Raw genomic sequence first — 16,692 nt, forward strand, 5'->3', positions numbered from 1 at the left:
GAAGCTTCCTCAGGCTAACAAATCGGACAATTCGCCGGGGCTCGGCTGGTAGGTGGAGAGTCGCGCCTGGGCGCACTCCTCCCCCGCCAGCAGGATCCGGCAATCAAAACTGGCCATGCCGCCGTCTTGCAACAGGCAGCACGCCTCGATGGTGAGCAGGCTACCGGCCGCAAAGGCGGGGCGCAGGCAGCGATATTTGCGACTGCCGAGCAGCATGCCGATACGCACCGGCTCGCCGCGCAGCCGCCCCTGCATGCCGGCCCAGGCGGCGATGGTCTGGGCCATCAGCTCGATGCCGACCCAGCCGGGCAGGTTGCCCTCGCCATCCAGCAGCAGGGCATGACGGGCACCGATGCGGGTCTCGCAGCGCGCCTGCTGGGCATCCGCCGCGCAGAGCCGGTCCAGCAGCAACATGGGGGCCTGGTGGGGCAACAGGGTCTCGATGGCGGGCAGTGAACTTGGCTCATTCATGGTGGACGCTCCCAAGCAGCAGGCTGACATTGTTGCCACCGAAGGCAAAGGAGTTGGAGAGCACCCGGGGCGCCGCCAGCGGCACCTCGCCGTTCACCAGCCGGATGGGCGCCAGCGCCGGATCCGGCGTCGTCACCCGCTGGGGCGGCAGCGGCAGAGCGCGCTCCAGCAGCAGGCAGGCGAGTGCCGCCTCGATGCACCCCGCCGCCCCCAGGGCATGGCCGGTGAGCGGCTTGGTGGAGCTGCAGGGCACCTCGGCACCAAACAGCCGATGCACCGCCTGACTCTCCATGGCGTCGTTGAGACGGGTGGCGGTGCCGTGCAGGTTGACGTAGCCCACCTGCGCCGGCGTCAGGCCCGCCTGGGCCAGCGCCATCTGCATGGCCGCCTCGGCGCCGATACCGTCTGGATGGGGCGCCGAGATGTGCCAGGCATCGGAGGACTCCCCGGCTCCCAGCAGCGCCAGCGGCGCAGGCATGCGGCTCAGCAGGAACAGTGCGGCCCCCTCGCCGATGTTGATCCCCTGGCGCACCTCATCAAACGGCTGGCAGCGCGCACAGCTGAGGGACTCCAGGCTGTCGAAGCCGTTGAGCGTGAGCCCGCACAGGCTGTCGGCGCCGCCCACCAGCACGGCGTCCACCAGCCCGGCCGCCAGCAGCCGCTGGCCGCTGATGAAGGCGCGCGCGCTGGAGGAGCAGGCGGTGGAGATAGTCCAGGCCGGCCCGGTCAGGCCGAGGTGGCGGGCCAAAAATTCCGACGGCGAGCCCAGCTCCTGCTGGCGATAGTCAAAGGCGGGCGGCACGGCCTCCCCGCGCCGGGCAGCCGCCACCGCCAGCTCGGCCTCACCGATCCCGGCGGTGCTGGTGCCAAGCACCAGCCCCACCCGCGCAGGGCCATGTGCCGCCAGCGCCTCGTCGAGGGCGGGCCGCACCTGGGCCAGCGCCGCCAGCAGCAGCTGGTTGTTGCGCGAGGCGTAGGGGGCCAGCGCCGCCGGTATGGCCGGCAACTCGCCCTCCACCCGTCCCACCGGGGTCTGGCGGCCATCCAGCAGCGGCGCCCGGTGGCGATCCAGCGGGCTCACGCCCGACAGCTGCCAGGCCAGCAGCGCCTCGGCGCTGGCATCACGCCCGATTCCCAATGCCGAGACGAGGCCATAGGCGGCGATATAACAGCTCATTGGCTCAGGGTCTCCAGTTGCAGGCGATAGTGGAATACGTGCTGCTGCAGGCCGACCGGCTCGCGCACGCCGTCGACGTCGCGGTAGCGGATCTCGGTGACCAGAGTGCCGTCGGGGGCGCGCAGCCGGCGCAGCGGCCCTTCGTCGCGCAGCGTCCAGCCCGGTGGCAGCTGTGGCTGCCAGCTGGCGAGCGGCCAGTAGCAGAGCATCACGTCCGCCAGCACCTGGCTCACAGGCGGCATGCCGGTAGTGAGCAGCGGGCTGAGCTGGCGAGTTGAAATCCCCTGCTGGTCATAGCGCACCAGGAACAGCCGCACCCCGCTCGGGGTCAGCCCCACCAGGGTCAGCTGGCGGCCGTCGGCCTCCAGCACCGTCATCAGCTGGTGAGTGCTCTCCCCCACGCTGGCGGTCAACAGCTGCTGGCGATAGAAGGGGGCGGCCAGCACGGGGGCCGGCAGCGTCATGACGGTCCCCTTGTCGAGATAGGCGGTGGGGGTCGGCTGGCTGCTGCAGCCTGCCAGCAAGAGAATGATAAAGGCGAACAGTGGTCTCATGGTTGCTCCTGCTCCCGGTGGCCCTGGCATGCCGGCTTGTCCAATCCCTGTTTATCCAGCACCAGAGGCGACAACAGGAAGGCGGTAAAGATACCGCCACTCAGCACCAGACCAAAGCCCGCGATGGCAGAGGTGTGGCTCAGCGCCAACAAACCGAACGAGAGCTGGGTGGTCAGGTTGGCCAGCAGGATGGCGAACATGGTCGAACGCTGGCGCAGGGGATCCCCACCGCTGTAAGCGAAGAAGAGGCTGTAGTCGATGCCGATGCCGAAGATGAGGCTCATGGCCAGCACGCCGAACAGGGTGAGCGGCTGGCCGCAGGCAGCCAGCAGGGCCAACCCCGACCCCAGCGAGAACCCGCTGATCAGCAGGATCCGCCCCCCCTTGCGCCAACCGAAGCGGGCCCACAGCAGCCCCCCCACCAGGGCGATCGCCACCAGCAGCAGTTCGGTCAGTTTGACCCGGTAGTGGGCGAACAGCTGGCTCCACTGATTGCGCGGATCCTGCCAGAACACCCCCTCCTGCCCCTCGGCCAGGGCCGCCACGGCAACTGCATCGGTCACGCCGTTGACCGGCAGCCAGAGCGCCACCCGGCCATCGGCCATGGTATGCCACAGCAGCCGGCTGCCCTCGCTGACCGGGCTGGCCAGCCACTGCTGCGGGGTCAGAGGATGCCAGGGGCGAGGCTCGGCCTTGACCGGCACCCCGGCCTGGTTGAGCCGCGTCACCACCTCCGGCAACAGGCCCGTGAGGGCGGCGTGATCCGCCTGCTGCCGCGCCAGCGAGGGTAGCCACTGGGCCAGTGACACGAAGCCCGTCAACTGACCCTCTGCCTTGGCCTCGGCCAGTTTGCGGCTCATGGTCTCGAGCCGCTGCAACGCCGTTTCACCGTCGGCCGCCGTCACCAGGAAGCCGGTCATGCCCCCCTGCTGGCCGGTGAGGCGCTGGATCTGCCGCTCCTGGGCCTGCAGCTCGACGGGCAGCGGTTGCAGGCGGGCGATGTCGTCATCGACGGCCAGCCGGCTCAAGCCCGCGCCGATCAGGGTCAGCCAGAGCAGGGGCACGCCCCAGCGCAAGAGACGCCACTCGCGCCACCATCTGAGCCAGAGCGCCATCGGCACCAGCACACGGGCCTCCCGCTGGGGCAACTCCCCGAGCCAGAGCGGGTACAGGCAGAGCACGGTGATGAACGACGCCGTCAGCCCCACCAGGGCGCACAGGGCCATCTGCTGCAGGCCGGGGAAGGGGGCAAGCCAGAGCAGGCCATAGCCGACCAGGGTGGCGAACAGCGCCATCGAGAGGCTGGGCAGCAGGCGGACACGGGTCTGGTGCGGGCTCTCCCGCCGGCCATGCAGGCGCCGCTCGGTCAGGAAGTGGATCCCGTAATCTATGATGCCGACCAGGCTGGAGCTGATAACCAGGGTAAACATGTGCACCTCGCCAAACCACAGCAGCACCGCCAATACCCCCCAGGCGAGGCCGACGGCGATGGGCAGCAGGGAGATCCAGAGCGCCCGCAACGAGCGAAACGCCAGCCACATCAGCAGCAAGACCCCGACCGTGGAGCCGAGCCCTATGGTGGAGATGTCCTGCTGGGCCAGCTCGCTGGCATGCTGGCTGTAGAAGAGGGTGCCACGGCGCAGCAGCTCCACCCCCGGAAACTCGGTCTTGAGGCGTTGTTCCGCCTCGTTGAGCCGGCTCAGCAGCTCGCTGTTGCGGGCAAGGTCGAAGGCCGACAAGTCCAGCTCGGCGCGCAGCAGGTACCACTGCCGCCCGGCCTCGTCCCGGCTGATCAGCCAGCCGTGATCGAGGCGCAGGGGGCTGGCCATCTGCCCCTGCACCGCGGCCCGGGTCAGCAGCAGGGGATCGGCCTGCCACTCGGTGCGGGAGACGCCGCCAAAGGGGCTGTAGATCTGGCCGAGCACCCACTGGCTCCAGGCCTCTGGCCCCGCGGCCAGGCGCGCCCGGCTGCCCTCGTCGAGGCGCTGCCAGCCATAGTCATAGATGAAACCTTGCCAGGCGGCGGCCAGCTCCGGCTGGGCGGCGCGCACCGCGCTGAGCTCGGGCAGGGACTGCAGGTCTTTTGCCCACGCCTGCGCCGCGGCCAGCCCATCCTGCCCTGCCGGCAGGCTCAGCATCCAGACCAGCTGCCTATCGACCTGACGCAACAAACCCTCACGCAAGGCGGGATCCAGCGCGGATCGCTCCTCGTGGGGCAGCAGATCCATCAGGCTGGTGTTGATGCGGCTGTGGGAGAGTTGCCAACCGAGCAGCGCCAGCGCCAACGCGCTGAGCAGCAGCCAGAGCCAGGAGAGCCAGCGCCAGGTGGTTTCAGCTTGCAGCAAGAGGGGCTCTCCTCGTCCCGGCGGGGGCGCCGCGCTGGCGCGTCATCGTGCTAGTGGGCAGCAAAGCGGGCCTGCTCCTCAGGGGTTAATGGCAGGGAGCGATCTTGCCAGGCCGTGAAGCGGATGCGGGTGCTGTCACCCTGCTTGTCGGCGATGAGCAGCTGATCCAGCTGCCCCTGCCCGCTCAGGGTGAGGCTGGCAAACACCTTGTCGAGCGGTGCCAGGGTCGGCACCAGCACCAGCTGCCAGCCCGCCTCCGTGCTGTCAAAATCGATGCTGAAGTAGCGGCTCAGAGTCGCCTCGTCCGAGCCGAACAACGCCAGCAGCATCTGGCTGAACTCCAGCAGCTGGGGGTTGTCGATGACGGTGGCGGGCTGGCCCGCCATCTGCTGCACCATGCGCGTCGGCGTCAGGACCAGGGTCAGCGGGAAGGGTTTCTGCTGCTGCCACCAGAGCCCCTGATCGCGCACCAGCAGCAGCTCGCCGGAGGCTTTGAGCGGCTGGCTCAGCCCCGCCACCTGCTTCTCCTGCTCGAAACTGGCCTGCTTGGCCTGGTTCAGGGCGAGCAGCTGCTGCACCTCGGCCCGGCTCAGGGGCGCCGCCAGCAGCGGCCATGTCAGCAGCAGGATCAGACTGGCCAGCAGCGGCCTTGTCAGCCGGCTCATTGGCTCACCCCCAGCTTGTCCAGCAGCACCTGGGGCGAGGCCAGACACATCTCGCCGCTCGCCTTGCTGACCGCCACCTGGATGCTGTAACCCTTGCTGGTGCGGGTGCCGCTCGCGGCGTCGCTCAGCAGGTAGTCGATCTTCAGGCGATTCTGGTACTCGGTCAGGGTGGCGCGCACCCGTACCCGCTGGCCGAAGCGCAGCGGCGCCAGGTACTTCATCCGGGTGTCGATGATGGGCCAGAGGTAGCCGGAGGCCTCCATTTGCGGGTAGTTGTAGTCGATGAGATCGAGCAGGGCGCAGCGGGCCAGCTCGATGTAGCGAAAGTAGTGGCCGTGCCAGGCAACCGCCATCATGTCCACATCGTGGAATGGGATGGTCACCTCGACTTCGGCGCTGATCTGCCAGGGTTCAGGCGTAGTCTGGATACGGCTCATAGTGAAGATTCCTGATAGAGGGGATAGTGACGCTGGCGAATGCGGGCGATCAGCGCCCTCAGCTCGGGCTCGAGCCCCCGATCTTCCAGCAGCGGGGCAAACTCGGCCCGCACCTGCGCGACCATGGCGGCCAGCGCCGTACCGAGCGGGCGGGTGAAGGGGGTAGGCCGGGCGAGACGCAGCTCGACACCCTGCACCGCCGCCAGCAGGCAGGCGGCCGCCACCTGCTCGGTCAGGGTCAGCACCCGCAGCGCATCACGCGCCGCTATGGTGCCCATGCTCACCTTGTCCTGGTTGTGGCACTCGGTGGAGCGGGAGAAGACACTGGCAGGCATGGTCTGCTTGAGCGCCTCCGCAGTCCAGGCCGAGACACCGATCTGCACCGCCTTGAAGCCGTGGTTGATCATCTGCCGCTCATCCGGCGCGCCGGAGAGGTTGCTCGGCAGGCCGCCGTTGAACTTGCTGTCCACCAGCTGGGCCAGCTGGCGATCCAGCAGGTCAGCCAGGTTGGCGACGGCCGCCTTCATGCTGTCCATCGCCATGGCAATGTGGCCGCCGTAGAAGTGGCCGCCGTGCATCACGTGCTCCTCCTCGCCGTCGATCAGCGGGTTGTCGTTGGCGCTGTTGAGCTCGTTTTCGATGAGCTGACGCCACCAGGGCAGGCTGTCGGCCACCACCCCGATGACATGGGGGGCGCAGCGCAACGAGTATCTGTCCTGCAGCCGGTTGCTGTGGCGCGGCAGCTCGCCGGCCACCAAGTCTTCCCTCAACCAGGCCGCGATCCCCTGCATGCCGGGATGCGGCTTGGCGGCAAACAGCCGCTCGTCGAAGTGGAAGGCGTTGCCACCCATGGCGACGCTCACCAGGGCGGTGATCCGGGTCGCCAGCCGCATCAGGTAATCGGTGCGGGCATAGGCGAGGCAGGCCAGCGCCGTCATCACCGAGGTGCCGTTCATCAGCGCCAGCCCCTCTTTCGGTCGCAGGGTAAGGGGGGTGACCCCCAGCTCCTGATAGACCTCGGCGGCGGGGCGCAGGCGGCCCTGCTGATGGAGCTCGCGCTCCCCCACCAGCACGGCGGCGACGTAGGAGAGCGGCGTCAGATCGCCGCTGGCGCCCACCGACCCCTCTTCGGGAATGCGCGGCACCAGATCCTGCTCCAGCAGCCAGCAGAGCCGCTCGAGCAAGGCCGGGCTGACCCCGGAGACCCCCTGCGCCAACGAGCAGAGCCGGGTCGCCAGCACGGCGCGCGCGGCATCGAGCTCGAGATCCGCTCCCAGCCCGCAGCCGTGAAAACGGGTCAGGTGCAGCGGCAGCTCAGGCACCAGCTCGGTTGGCACTGGCCGGGTCACCGAGTCGCCGTAGCCGGTGGTCACCCCGTAGATGACCCCCTCCTCGGCCAGCAGCCGGTCGAGAAAGTCGGCGCCCCGCTGGATGCGGGCCATGAAGGCGGGATCCGGATTCAGTGCGGGGGTGGCGCGCCCTTCGGCCAGCGCCACCACGTCCTCTATGGTCAGCGGCTCGGCGCCGAAGGTGACCCTTCTCATCTCACTCTTGTTCATCGGTCAGCTGCCAGAAATCAAAAAAGTTGAACCAGTCCAGCGGGGCCTGCAGGCAGTGATGCTGCAGGCGATCGGCATAGGCCTGCACGCGGGACGCAAGAATCTGCTGGCGCCCCTGCCGTGGCAGGGGTTGGCCGTCGGCAAAGGGCTCGAAATGTACCCGAAAGCGGCCCTGCTCCTTGAGGCCGAACATCAGGTAGACCGGGCAGCCCAGCACGCTGCTGAGCACGAAGGGCCCGAGCGGAAAGGGCGCCGGCGCGCCGAGAAAGTCGGCCCAGATCACCCGTTTCTCCCGGGTCACCGAGGTGCGATCGCCGACGATCACCACCCACTCCCCCCGCTCCAGTTTCTCCTTGAGCAGGATGGCGGTATCGGCCCCCAGCTCCTGCACCTGGATGAGATTAAGGTGCGAATCCGGATTGATCTGTTTGAGCAGGGCGTTGAAGCGGGCCGCATGGCGGGTGAACACCAGCGCATTGATGCGCAGCCCCTGCTTGCGGCTGCCCAGGGCGCGGCACAGCTCCAGATCGCCGAGGTGGGAGCCCAGCAGCAAAACCCCCTGACCGCTGTTGATGGCCGCCTGGTAGTGCTCCGCCCCCACCAGTTCCACCTCTTGCTCGGTGATGTCGCCGCGCCAGCCCGCCAGCTTGTCGAGCGCCGCCTCGCCAAAGCGCAGGAAGTGGCGAAAGCTCGATCTCGGCTCAGGGGGCAACGTCACACCGCTCGCATCGGCGAAGGACTCGAGGCGGGTCAGATAGGCTTGGGATGCCTGGCGCTGGGCCCGACCGGTCAGCCAGAAGTAGCCGATGACCGGGTAAAGCAGCAGGGAGAAGCCGCGCCGCCCCAGCAGGCGATAGCTGGTCAGCATGATCTGCATGCCGAGCAGCGATCCCCGCTCCGGGGTGCGCGACCAGTGGGTGCGCCGCTCGCGCCACAGCTGCGCCGCCCGGGCGCAGAGGCGGCGGGGCCAGCGGCCGATGCGCAGCAGCTGATCCCACAGCAGGCGGCACACCAGCCGGGTGTGCATCCAGGAGATGTCGCGGTTGTCGCGCCAGAGCTGGAAGTGGGAGCTGCCATCGGCGGGATAGATGACCCGGGTCGGTACGAAACGCACCGCCACCCCGGCCCAGTAGAGGCGCACCATCACCTCGGTGTCGAAATCCATCCGCCGACCCAGCGCCACCCGATCGAGCAGCGCGCAGGTGGCCGCCAGCGGATAGACCCGAAAGCCGCACATGCTGTCCTTGATGGCGAACGACAGCGTCTCGATCCAGACCCAGACATGGGTGATGTAGCGGCCGTAGAGGCGCCCCTTGGGCACGGAATCATCGTAGAGCGGGCGGCCGGAGACAAGCGCCGCCGGGTGCTTGCCCGCCTCGGCCAGCAGGGCCGGAATGTCCGCCAGATCGTGCTGGCCGTCGGCATCCACCTGCAGGGCGTGGCTGAAGCCGAGTGCATGGGCGCGGCGCAGCCCCGTCATCACGGCGCCGCCCTTGCCCTGGTTGTGGGGGTGGCGCAGCAGGGTGACCCAGGGGTAACGCGCAGCCAGCGCAGCCAGCTCGGCGGCGGCGACCGGCTCGCTGCCATCGTCGATCAGCAGGCAGGGCAGCCCGTATTCGGCCAGCCGTGCCAGCACGGCGGCCAACGGCCCGGCGTGGTTGTAACAGGGGATGAGAATGCAGGGCGTCATGGGATCAGTCGCACCCGTCCGCTGCTCGCCGGCTCATCGCCGAGCAGATAATGAAAGAGAAGCTGGCCCTTGTCCGCCTGCCACTGCAGGTGCAAGCTGCACTCGGCCCCGGGGCGCAGGGGGCGCTGGAACTTGAGCTGATCCACCCCGTGAAACGGCTGCGCCAGCTTGAGCAGGCTGGCGGCATAGTGCATCACCCAGTGGATCTGGGTCACCCCGGGCAGCAGGGGCGCACCGGGAAAATGGCCTGCAAACCAGGGCAAATCGGGATCGAGCCGCAGTTGCAGGCGCACCCCGTCGGCCAGCGTCTCGCAGGCCAGCACGGTGGGCAAGGTGTTCGCTGGCAGAGAGTCAACCGAGAGGCGCATCGAACAGCTCCTTGAGTTGTGGCCAGGGGCGCTTGCCCTGGGTGTTGACGGGCATCTGCTCGACCCGGCGCACGCTGCGCGGCAGGGCGACCGGCTCGAGCCAGGGACGCAGCTGCTGGCGCAGGGCCAGCAGGAAACGCCCGGGCCCCAGCTCAGCCCAGCGGGCGGCGCCCAATTCGCTCAGCACCAGCACGGCGCCGAGGATCTGGCGCTGGCCCTGTTGCAGCGGCAGCACGGCGGCTGCCTCCACCTCCGCCAGTGCCTGCAGGCGCGCCTCCACCTCGTCGAGGGAGATGCGCTTCTCCTCCAGCTTGACCACCCGATCCTGGCGGCCCAGCAGCTCGAAACCGCCCTCGTGCAAGGCGATGCGATCGGCGCAGGCCAGCCACTCCGCCGTCGGCAGGAAGGGGGAGCGCAGCAGCAGGCTCTGATCCGGGCCGACCCGCACCTCGACTCCGGGTAGCGTCGTCCAGGGGGTATGTACCAGGTGGCGCTGGCGCCAGCCGATGCCGCCGGTCTCGCTGCTGCCGAAGATCTCCACCGGCAGCTGACCGAGCAGCTGTCTGGCCTGCTGGGCATCGCCCGGCTGCAGGGGACCGCCGGAGGAGACGATCAGCCGGCAGCCCGCGGCAGCAATGGCCGGGTCGAGCCGGCTCAGAAACGCTGGCGAGGCGATCAGGCACCAGGGGGCCGTTTGCAGCGCCAGCTGCTCCGGGTAGTCGATGCTGCGGCGATCAAAGGGGAGACCGAGGCTGAGCGGCAACAGAATGCGAAACAGCAGGCCGTAGATGTGCTGGTGACTGACGCTGGCCAGCACCCGGGTGCCCGCCAGCCGCTCGCCCCACAACGCCATCTGCACCCGCAACTCCGCCTCCAGCTGGGGCCAGGCCTTGGGGATCGCCTTGGGCTCGCCAGTGGAGCCGGAGCTGAACAGGGTGAGCTCGAGGAGCTCGGGCGGCTGGACCGCCCCGTCTGCCTCCGGTTCGTCATCCGCCACCAGCAGCGGCAGCCTGAGCTGCGCCGCCGTGAGCGCCGTCCCCGGCAGCTCGCCGTCGGTGAGCAGGCCGTCGAACTGACTCTGCAGCGCCTGCAGACCGGCCAGCCGCTGATGACCCGGCAGGATGGCCTGGTGCCCGCCGAGGGCGCAGGCAAGCAATGCCTGGGCAAACAGCAGGCTGTCATCGAAACAGAGCGCCCAGCGCATGCTTGGCCGCTCTGGGCCGGCCAGACGGGCCATGGCCCACGCCAGTTGCTGGCTGCCGCGGCGCAGCTCGGCCAGGGTCACCTCGCCATCCGGGCCGAACGCCACCACGCTTTCGCCGTCCCGCTGCCAGATAGTTTGCAGCAGGGTCATGGGGCCTGCCTCTTGAGCAGGCGGCGGCGCACCAGATACTCAGCGCCCATCAGACCGCCCATCAGGGCGTAGCTGATGAGGCCGTTGTAGAGGCTCCAGAGCGCCAGATCCCCGTGCCAGATGGTGAAGGCCGCCAGCGCGCCGTTGATGACGAAGAAACCGCACCAGACCTGGGTCACCCGCCGGGTATAACCGATGGCTGCCGGCGGCAAAGCGGGATCCTGCAGGCGGGCCAGCCGCTCCACCAAGCTCATGGGACGGGTCAGGCTCCAGCCGAACAGGCAGAGCAGCGCCAGGCTCACCGCCAGCGGGTAGTAGAGCAGCCAGTGCCGGGCACTGAACAGGGCCGACAGCAGGGTCAGCCCCAAGCCGATGCAGGCCAGCAGGCGGCCCAGCCAGAGCCACTCCGGCAAGGGGCCGAGCCGAACCCGCCCCTTGAGCAGGCCGGGCAAGAGCCGCAGCGAGAAGATAAGCAGCAGACCGAGCAGCAGCGGGGTCTGACCGGCGTGGGTCAGCCCCCAGTAGACCGCCAGCGGGTAGAGCAGCAGGGCACCACCGGCCAGCCAGGAGAGCCAGCGCATCATGGCAGGGCACGCACCGGCATCAGGCGTCGGCCAGCAGACGCTCGACCGCATCCACCACGTCGTTTACGCTGCGCACCGACTTGAACTCTTCCGGCTTGATCTTCTTGCCGGTCAACTTCTGCAGGTGCACCACCAGATCGATGGCGTCGATGCTGTCGAGCTCGAGATCCTGATAGAGACGGGCCTCGGGGGTGATGGCCTCTTCGTCGACCTCGAACAGCTCGACGAGGGCAGCCTTGATCTGGGCAAAGATGTCGTCACGGGTCATGGCTCAGGCCTCCCCTTTCGACTGGGCCTGCACCAGGGCGACCAGGGCCGTGACGGAGGCAAAATGACGACGGGTGTTTTCATCCTCGGCGGAGAGCACGATGCCGTAGCGGCCCTTGATGGCAAGGCCCAGCTCCAGCGCATCGATGGAGTCCAGCCCCAGGCCGTCACCGAACAGCGGCGCCTGACTGTCGATGTCGTCAGGGGTGAGCCCCTCGAGGTTGAGGCTGTCGATGATGAGTTGTTTTATCTCTAGATGCAGGTCTTGCATAACTGTTCCACATACTGTCATTGGGGCCCCGGTTGCAGGGCCTGGGTGAGAAACCGGGTCAACTGGCGGGCGGCCAGCGCACTGCTCTGGCCGGTGGCGACCACCTCGTCCGCCGCCACTTGCTGCAGGAATTCTATGGTGAAAATCGGCTTATTTTCCGGGATCTTGAACCATTTGTCCTGCTTGGTAAGAAATCGGGTGCTGCAGTGGATCCGCACCAGTTGCAACGGCACCTGGCTGCGCACCGCCAGCTGGGCCGCACCGCGCTGCAGCTTGATGGGTTCGCCCGGGGTGGTGCGGGTTCCTTCCGGGAACACCAAGAGCAGGCCGCCCACCCGGATCCGCGCCTGGCACAGGGCCAGCAGATCCTCCCCTGCCACGTTGGGCAGGTAGTCGGCGGCCCGCACCACGCCGCCGATGAAGGGGTTGCGCCAGAGGGACTGCTTGACGATGCAGTCGCACACCGGCATCTCGGCCGCCAGCATGACGTAATCGAGCAGGCTGGGGTGATTGGCCACCACCAGGGCGCCGCGCAAGTGGGTGGGCATGCCGCTCACGCGGTAATCGAGCACTCCCCAGCCGCGCAGCACGCCGAGAAACAGCCGAAAGCTGTGGCGAATGGTGAGCTGGGCCAGGGTACGGCGCCGCTCGCCGCGCAGACAGAGCGCCAGCAGCGGAAACCAGAACAGGGAGAGCAGCAAGCCCCCCACCCCGAACAGGGTGAAGCCCAGAGCCGTGCCGATAAGTCGCCAGCCCCGGTTCAGCAACGCTGCCATCTCCACTCCTGACGGTCATCAGCGAGGATCAGGGTCGGCTCGCCTCGCAGCAGGGCACGCCAGCAGGCCAGACTCTGCGGCAGCGGGCGGGCGGCCGACGCGGCGGTGCGACGTGCCCCCGCACAGTGCCACTGGTCGCCCGCCGTCAGCACCAGCCCCAGCGCATGGGGTGGCGCCTCCTCCGCCAGCCAAGGGCGGTGAAACGCGGGCACCGGCCCCTCGAAGGCCACCAGCAACACCCGACGGGCACCGGCCTGCAGGGCGCAGACCGCTTCGGTCAGACCCGCCATCAGGCTGTTCTCCCCCGCGGCCAGCGAGGTCATGGGGATGGCGGCCTTGCCCTGAATGGAGCAGAGTCCGGCGGCAGTGTTGTGCACCGACATGGAGAAATCGGTGGGCGACAACGCCTGCCCGTCCGCCAACGCCTGCAGCAGGGTCATGGAGCGGGCCAGCTCGCCGTGGCGGCTGACGAAGACGGCACTGTCTGTCTGGTGGCGGGCCAGCAGGCTCAGCCCCACCTGCACCGCCAGCCGGGCCCCCTGACTCAGGCGGCGCGCCATCATCATCGGCAGCAAGGGGGTGGCGGGAAACGGCGGGTCGACCGGCCAGCGGCCCTGCTGCGCCCACGCCTGCCAGGCAGCCTCATCGGCCAGACCGGGTGACAGGGCCTGACTATCCAGCAGCGAGAAAGAGAGCATGTTTCGGGCAACCTGTCCTTACATCGATCCGACATTCCGCACCTGATTTAGGAATAAATTTGCCGATAGCGCTCACCCAATACCTCCAAAATGATCTGCTGGTCTCCTGTTAGCTCCGTTACTTGTGGCGGAGCTTCTCCCAGTCGATATTCATGGATGCCACCAAAGCGCAAAAAGATCCAACGGGCCGTCGGCTGCTGGGTCGGTTTCTTTTTCATATCCGCCACACTGCGATTCTGCTCCACTAATCCCTGCCGGATCCGGTGCTCCAACGCTGCGTAAATCATCAGGCTACAGGTCATCACCATGAGCAACGCTTCAATCCGCTCCGGCTTTTTCAGGTACAGTGAGGAGGTTAAAAACTCCGGGCTCTTGAGAAAACGAAAGCCCCGTTCGACATTCTGCTGCGCTTTATAGGTGGCCAAAAGTTCGGCCATGGTCAGCGTATCGCTGTGGTCATTGGTCGCCAGGATGAACACCCCGGTCTGGTTGCGGGCCTCTTCAACACAAGCCAGGCTAGTTGCCGCCAACCCAGTGATTTGAAACTGATGGCCAATTGGCTCTTCGCCACGCTTGGGTCTGCCACGTCCTGTATAAACGGGTTCACCTACCACTTCGGCATCCAGTTGCAGCAGCATCAAGCTGGCGGTAAAACAGCTCAACTCAGCTTGGGCATCCGCCTCACAAGCAAAGCGTCGGGCACACAATTTGGCGAAGGCTTTGAGCTCGCGGGTACTGTCTTTGAGCAGGTTTTTGGCCAATGTCTGCTGCTCGCGGTGGCTGGCTTGTTCGCTGCGCACCAGCAACCAACGTTGCGCGACCCCGGCATAATTCGCGTGTTGCCAACGGCCATGATAGCCATTGCCCAGAGCGGTCAGCGGTTGTGCACCTATGGTTGCCACGGCCTGCTTTGCCTCATTGAGAGTGACGGGCACCCGGGTCACAAATAGTTGCTGCTGTTGCGCCAGTAATTGCAAGGTATCGGCGCAGTACAGTGCGGCATCGCCGACCAGATAACGGCACTCCTGCGCGGCCTTGAGACTGCTCAAATGGCGACGAACGGTCTGGGCAAAGGCTTTGGTGTCATTACTATTGCCGCTCAGGGCCTGCATATAGACAGGTAGGCCAGCCTGATTTTCACAGATGAGCTCAAGGATCACTTGATTCAGCTCTGGCCGGTGATCACGACTATAACCACGCACCAGTTGCAGCTTACCGACCAGATCCCCATCGGCACAGTCATAGGCGCCATCGACGTGGAAGCTGGTAATATCGAGGTGCACTGCGGTGCTTTTGAGCCCCAGCCGCTCGACAACTTGCGCCGCCATCACCTGATACAAGGCGCTGACATCGGCCTCAAAGAGGGCATCGAGACAGCGACCGAGCACATCATCATTGAGGTCATCAGCACAGATCCCGGGGCCAATCAGGCGCTCAACCGGCTTGTTAGCGAAGAATTGCGGGAACATGTGCAGGGTGCTGCTGTGAAAGCCGAGGCCGTTCACTATCATGGCGACCAAGGCTTCACCATGTGAGACCTTGAAAGGCGGGGTTTTGGGGAGCAAGGCATCGATCATGCGGGCAATGCCCAGTTCCTGGCAGAGTGCGGCGACCAAACCAAGGTGATCGAGGTTACGGATCGAGATAGCGGGTGCGGCCATGATGATCTACCTGCAAAAGAGAGTAATAGATCAGAACGGCCGATCGCCGTCAAGCACTGAAAATAGCAAAATCAGGTGCGGAATGACGGATCGATGGGTGGACGCGAAGACGATAAAAGGCACTCACCCGGCGGGCAGTGCCTGCTCCACGACATTGAATGGCGTCATCGGCTTAATACCGGCGGATAATACCATTATTCATCAAAAATAATAGCCAGCGCAGATTATCAACCGCCTTGGTGATTGAAAATAAACTATTTGTGTTGTCTCATTGCCACGCCCAAATTGATGAATATCCTTCCCAAGGAAAATATTATGAAACTCATTAATAAAATATCCCTGCTGCTGGCCTGTGCCCTGCTTGCCGCCTGCTCCACCAGCCAGCCAATTCGCAATATGGCAGCCAATCCGGTGCCCTTCAATCTGACCGAAGAACAGGTAGCCAATGCCATTATTACGGCCGGCATCAGCAAGAGCTGGGTAATGCGCCAGGAGCAGCCAGGACTAATTCGAGGCCAGGTCAATGTGCGCCAGCATCAGGCGGTGATCAATATTCCTTATAGCGCTCGCGATTATTCCATTAATTATGTGAGCAGCGTCAATCTGGACGACAAAGGCAAGGGCAGCATCCACCGCAGTTATAACCGCTGGGTACTGGGTCTGAACCAGGCCATTCAGGCGGAACTCGCCCGCACCCAGAGCCGCTGATCCGGCAGGAGCCACCCCGTGAATCACTATCAGGCGGATCCCTACAACGCGCTGGAAGCCATCAGCGAGGCCCAGAAAATTGCCTTCGGGCCCATGCTGTTTCAGGCCAGCTGGTGCCTGCGTGAAACCGGGGTGCTGGCTTATCTCGAGACCCGCGGCTCGCAGGGTGCCGCGCTGGCCGACATCGCCCAGGCGTGTCAGCTCAGCGAATACGGCGCCGGCGTGCTGCTGGACATGGGGCTCGGCGGCGGGCTCTGCTATCTGAGCGAGGAGCACTATGTGCTGGGCCGGGTCGGCAAATACCTGCTGCACGACGCCATGAGCCGGGTCAATCTCGACTTCACCCAGCACGTCTGCTATCAGCCCCTCGCCCACCTGCTCGACGCCATCCGTGACGGCACCCCGGCCGGTCTGCAGGAGTTCGGCCCCTGGCAGACCCTCTATCCGCACCTGAGCGAGCTGCCCGAACCGGCCCGCCGCAGCTGGTTCGCCTTCGATCACTTCTACTCCGACTGGGCCTTCCAGCAGGCCCAGGACAAGGTGTTCGGCTACGAGCCGCGCCACCTCTACGATCTGGGCGGCAACACCGGCAAGTGGGCCATCGCCTGCGCCAGGCGGGATCCGGCGCTGCAGGTCACCATCCTGGATTTGCCCGAGCAGCTGGCGCTGGCCCGCTGCAACATCGAGGAGGCGGGGCTGGCGACGCGGGTGCATGGCCACCCGGTGGATCTGCTGCAGGCAGGCCCCCTGCCCGGCGAGGCGGATATCTGGTGGATGAGCCAGTTTCTCGACTGCTTCAGCCACGCGCAGATCGTCGCCATCCTGAACCGGGTCCGGCTGGCCATGAAACCGGACGCCCGGGTCTGCATCCTGGAGCTGTTCTGGGACAGACAATCCTTTGAAGCCGCCAGTTTCAGTCTCAACGCCACCTCCCTCTACTTCACCTGTCTGGCCAACGGCAACAGCCGCTTCTACCACTCCAAACAGCTGTACCAGTGCCTGCGCGAGGCCCACTTTCACGTGGAGGCCGAGCACGAGATCCCGGGGCCGGGCCACACCCTGCTGGTTGCCCGCCCGTTGCACACGAGGCCATAATGCCGCCATCGG

General features: G+C 66.4%; 19 protein-coding genes. 3 read left to right on the forward strand and 16 right to left on the reverse strand.

Annotated elements, in window-relative coordinates:
• Positions 1–9: 9 nt before the first annotated feature.
• The 16 genes from ACPW75_RS15485 to ACPW75_RS15560 are packed head-to-tail and all read right to left on the reverse strand — an operon-like array spanning position 10 to position 14,877.
• Entirely contained in the window at positions 10–471 is a 462-nt protein-coding gene (locus tag ACPW75_RS15485) for a hotdog family protein (RefSeq protein WP_029304317.1), read from the reverse strand.
• A complete protein-coding gene (locus ACPW75_RS15490; protein ID WP_077095651.1) occupies positions 464–1,648 on the reverse strand; it encodes a beta-ketoacyl-[acyl-carrier-protein] synthase family protein in 1,185 nt (394 codons plus the stop codon). The genes ACPW75_RS15485 and ACPW75_RS15490 overlap by 8 nt, the downstream gene beginning before the upstream one ends.
• Entirely contained in the window at positions 1,645–2,202 is a 558-nt protein-coding gene (locus ACPW75_RS15495; RefSeq protein ID WP_077095652.1) for a DUF3261 domain-containing protein, read from the reverse strand. Before ACPW75_RS15495 ends, ACPW75_RS15490 begins: the two co-directional genes overlap by 4 nt.
• Complete coding sequence (locus tag ACPW75_RS15500) at positions 2,199–4,547, reverse strand: MMPL family transporter (protein ID WP_077095653.1); 2,349 nt, start codon at positions 4,545–4,547, stop codon at positions 2,199–2,201. The genes ACPW75_RS15495 and ACPW75_RS15500 overlap by 4 nt, the downstream gene beginning before the upstream one ends.
• A 50-nt stretch (positions 4,548–4,597) precedes the next feature.
• Positions 4,598–5,212, reverse strand: coding sequence for an outer membrane lipoprotein carrier protein LolA (locus ACPW75_RS15505; RefSeq protein WP_077095654.1), 615 nt, complete (start codon positions 5,210–5,212; stop codon positions 4,598–4,600).
• Entirely contained in the window at positions 5,209–5,649 is a 441-nt protein-coding gene (locus ACPW75_RS15510; RefSeq protein ID WP_016351786.1) for an acyl-CoA thioesterase, read from the reverse strand. The genes ACPW75_RS15505 and ACPW75_RS15510 overlap by 4 nt, the downstream gene beginning before the upstream one ends.
• Entirely contained in the window at positions 5,646–7,208 is a 1,563-nt protein-coding gene (locus tag ACPW75_RS15515; protein ID WP_077095655.1) for an HAL/PAL/TAL family ammonia-lyase, read from the reverse strand. The genes ACPW75_RS15510 and ACPW75_RS15515 overlap by 4 nt, the downstream gene beginning before the upstream one ends.
• Positions 7,195–8,898, reverse strand: coding sequence for a glycosyltransferase family 2 protein (locus ACPW75_RS15520; RefSeq protein WP_077095656.1), 1,704 nt, complete (start codon positions 8,896–8,898; stop codon positions 7,195–7,197). The genes ACPW75_RS15515 and ACPW75_RS15520 overlap by 14 nt, the downstream gene beginning before the upstream one ends.
• Complete coding sequence (locus tag ACPW75_RS15525; protein WP_077095657.1) at positions 8,895–9,266, reverse strand: 3-hydroxyacyl-ACP dehydratase FabZ family protein; 372 nt, start codon at positions 9,264–9,266, stop codon at positions 8,895–8,897. The genes ACPW75_RS15520 and ACPW75_RS15525 overlap by 4 nt, the downstream gene beginning before the upstream one ends.
• Positions 9,250–10,620, reverse strand: coding sequence for an AMP-binding protein (locus ACPW75_RS15530; RefSeq protein WP_077095658.1), 1,371 nt, complete (start codon positions 10,618–10,620; stop codon positions 9,250–9,252). The genes ACPW75_RS15525 and ACPW75_RS15530 overlap by 17 nt, the downstream gene beginning before the upstream one ends.
• Positions 10,617–11,204 (reverse strand): hypothetical protein, encoded by a 588-nt coding sequence (locus ACPW75_RS15535; protein WP_179101339.1) that lies wholly within the window; start codon positions 11,202–11,204, stop codon positions 10,617–10,619. The genes ACPW75_RS15530 and ACPW75_RS15535 overlap by 4 nt, the downstream gene beginning before the upstream one ends.
• 19 nt (positions 11,205–11,223) lie before the next feature.
• Positions 11,224–11,472 carry an acyl carrier protein gene (locus ACPW75_RS15540; protein ID WP_011707160.1) on the reverse strand — a complete coding sequence of 83 codons (249 nt, stop codon included), beginning with the start codon at positions 11,470–11,472 and terminating at the stop codon, positions 11,224–11,226.
• A 3-nt stretch (positions 11,473–11,475) separates the two neighbouring features.
• The gene (locus tag ACPW75_RS15545; protein ID WP_029299230.1) at positions 11,476–11,742 is read right to left on the reverse strand and encodes a phosphopantetheine-binding protein; all 267 of its coding nucleotides are present in this window, start codon (positions 11,740–11,742) and stop codon (positions 11,476–11,478) included.
• A 17-nt stretch (positions 11,743–11,759) separates the two neighbouring features.
• On the reverse strand, positions 11,760–12,518 hold the full coding sequence (locus tag ACPW75_RS15550; RefSeq protein WP_077095661.1) for a lysophospholipid acyltransferase family protein: 759 nt from the start codon (positions 12,516–12,518) through the stop codon (positions 11,760–11,762).
• On the reverse strand, positions 12,503–13,216 hold the full coding sequence (locus ACPW75_RS15555) for a beta-ketoacyl synthase chain length factor (RefSeq protein WP_077095662.1): 714 nt from the start codon (positions 13,214–13,216) through the stop codon (positions 12,503–12,505). The genes ACPW75_RS15550 and ACPW75_RS15555 overlap by 16 nt, the downstream gene beginning before the upstream one ends.
• Before the next feature lie 47 nt (positions 13,217–13,263).
• Complete coding sequence (locus ACPW75_RS15560) at positions 13,264–14,877, reverse strand: IS1634-like element ISAs25 family transposase (protein WP_010674210.1); 1,614 nt, start codon at positions 14,875–14,877, stop codon at positions 13,264–13,266.
• On the opposite strand from ACPW75_RS15560, the gene ACPW75_RS15565 reads away from it, so the two are divergent.
• Genes ACPW75_RS15565 through ACPW75_RS15575 form a run of 3 tightly spaced genes read left to right on the forward strand, consistent with a single transcriptional unit; the run spans position 14,876 to position 16,680 of the window.
• Positions 14,876–15,088 (forward strand): hypothetical protein, encoded by a 213-nt coding sequence (locus tag ACPW75_RS15565; RefSeq protein WP_425904322.1) that lies wholly within the window; start codon positions 14,876–14,878, stop codon positions 15,086–15,088. The two genes, ACPW75_RS15560 and ACPW75_RS15565, sit on opposite strands and share 2 nt — an antisense overlap.
• A gap of 32 nt (positions 15,089–15,120) precedes the next feature.
• Entirely contained in the window at positions 15,121–15,585 is a 465-nt protein-coding gene (locus ACPW75_RS15570; protein ID WP_011707164.1) for a hypothetical protein, read from the forward strand.
• An 18-nt stretch (positions 15,586–15,603) separates the two neighbouring features.
• On the forward strand, positions 15,604–16,680 hold the full coding sequence (locus tag ACPW75_RS15575) for a methyltransferase (protein ID WP_077095663.1): 1,077 nt from the start codon (positions 15,604–15,606) through the stop codon (positions 16,678–16,680).
• The last annotated feature ends 12 nt before the right edge of the window (positions 16,681–16,692 follow it).

Origin of the sequence: Aeromonas sp. FL131 (genome assembly GCF_049860615.1) — a bacterium.
Classification (GTDB): domain Bacteria; phylum Pseudomonadota; class Gammaproteobacteria; order Enterobacterales; family Aeromonadaceae; genus Aeromonas; species Aeromonas hydrophila.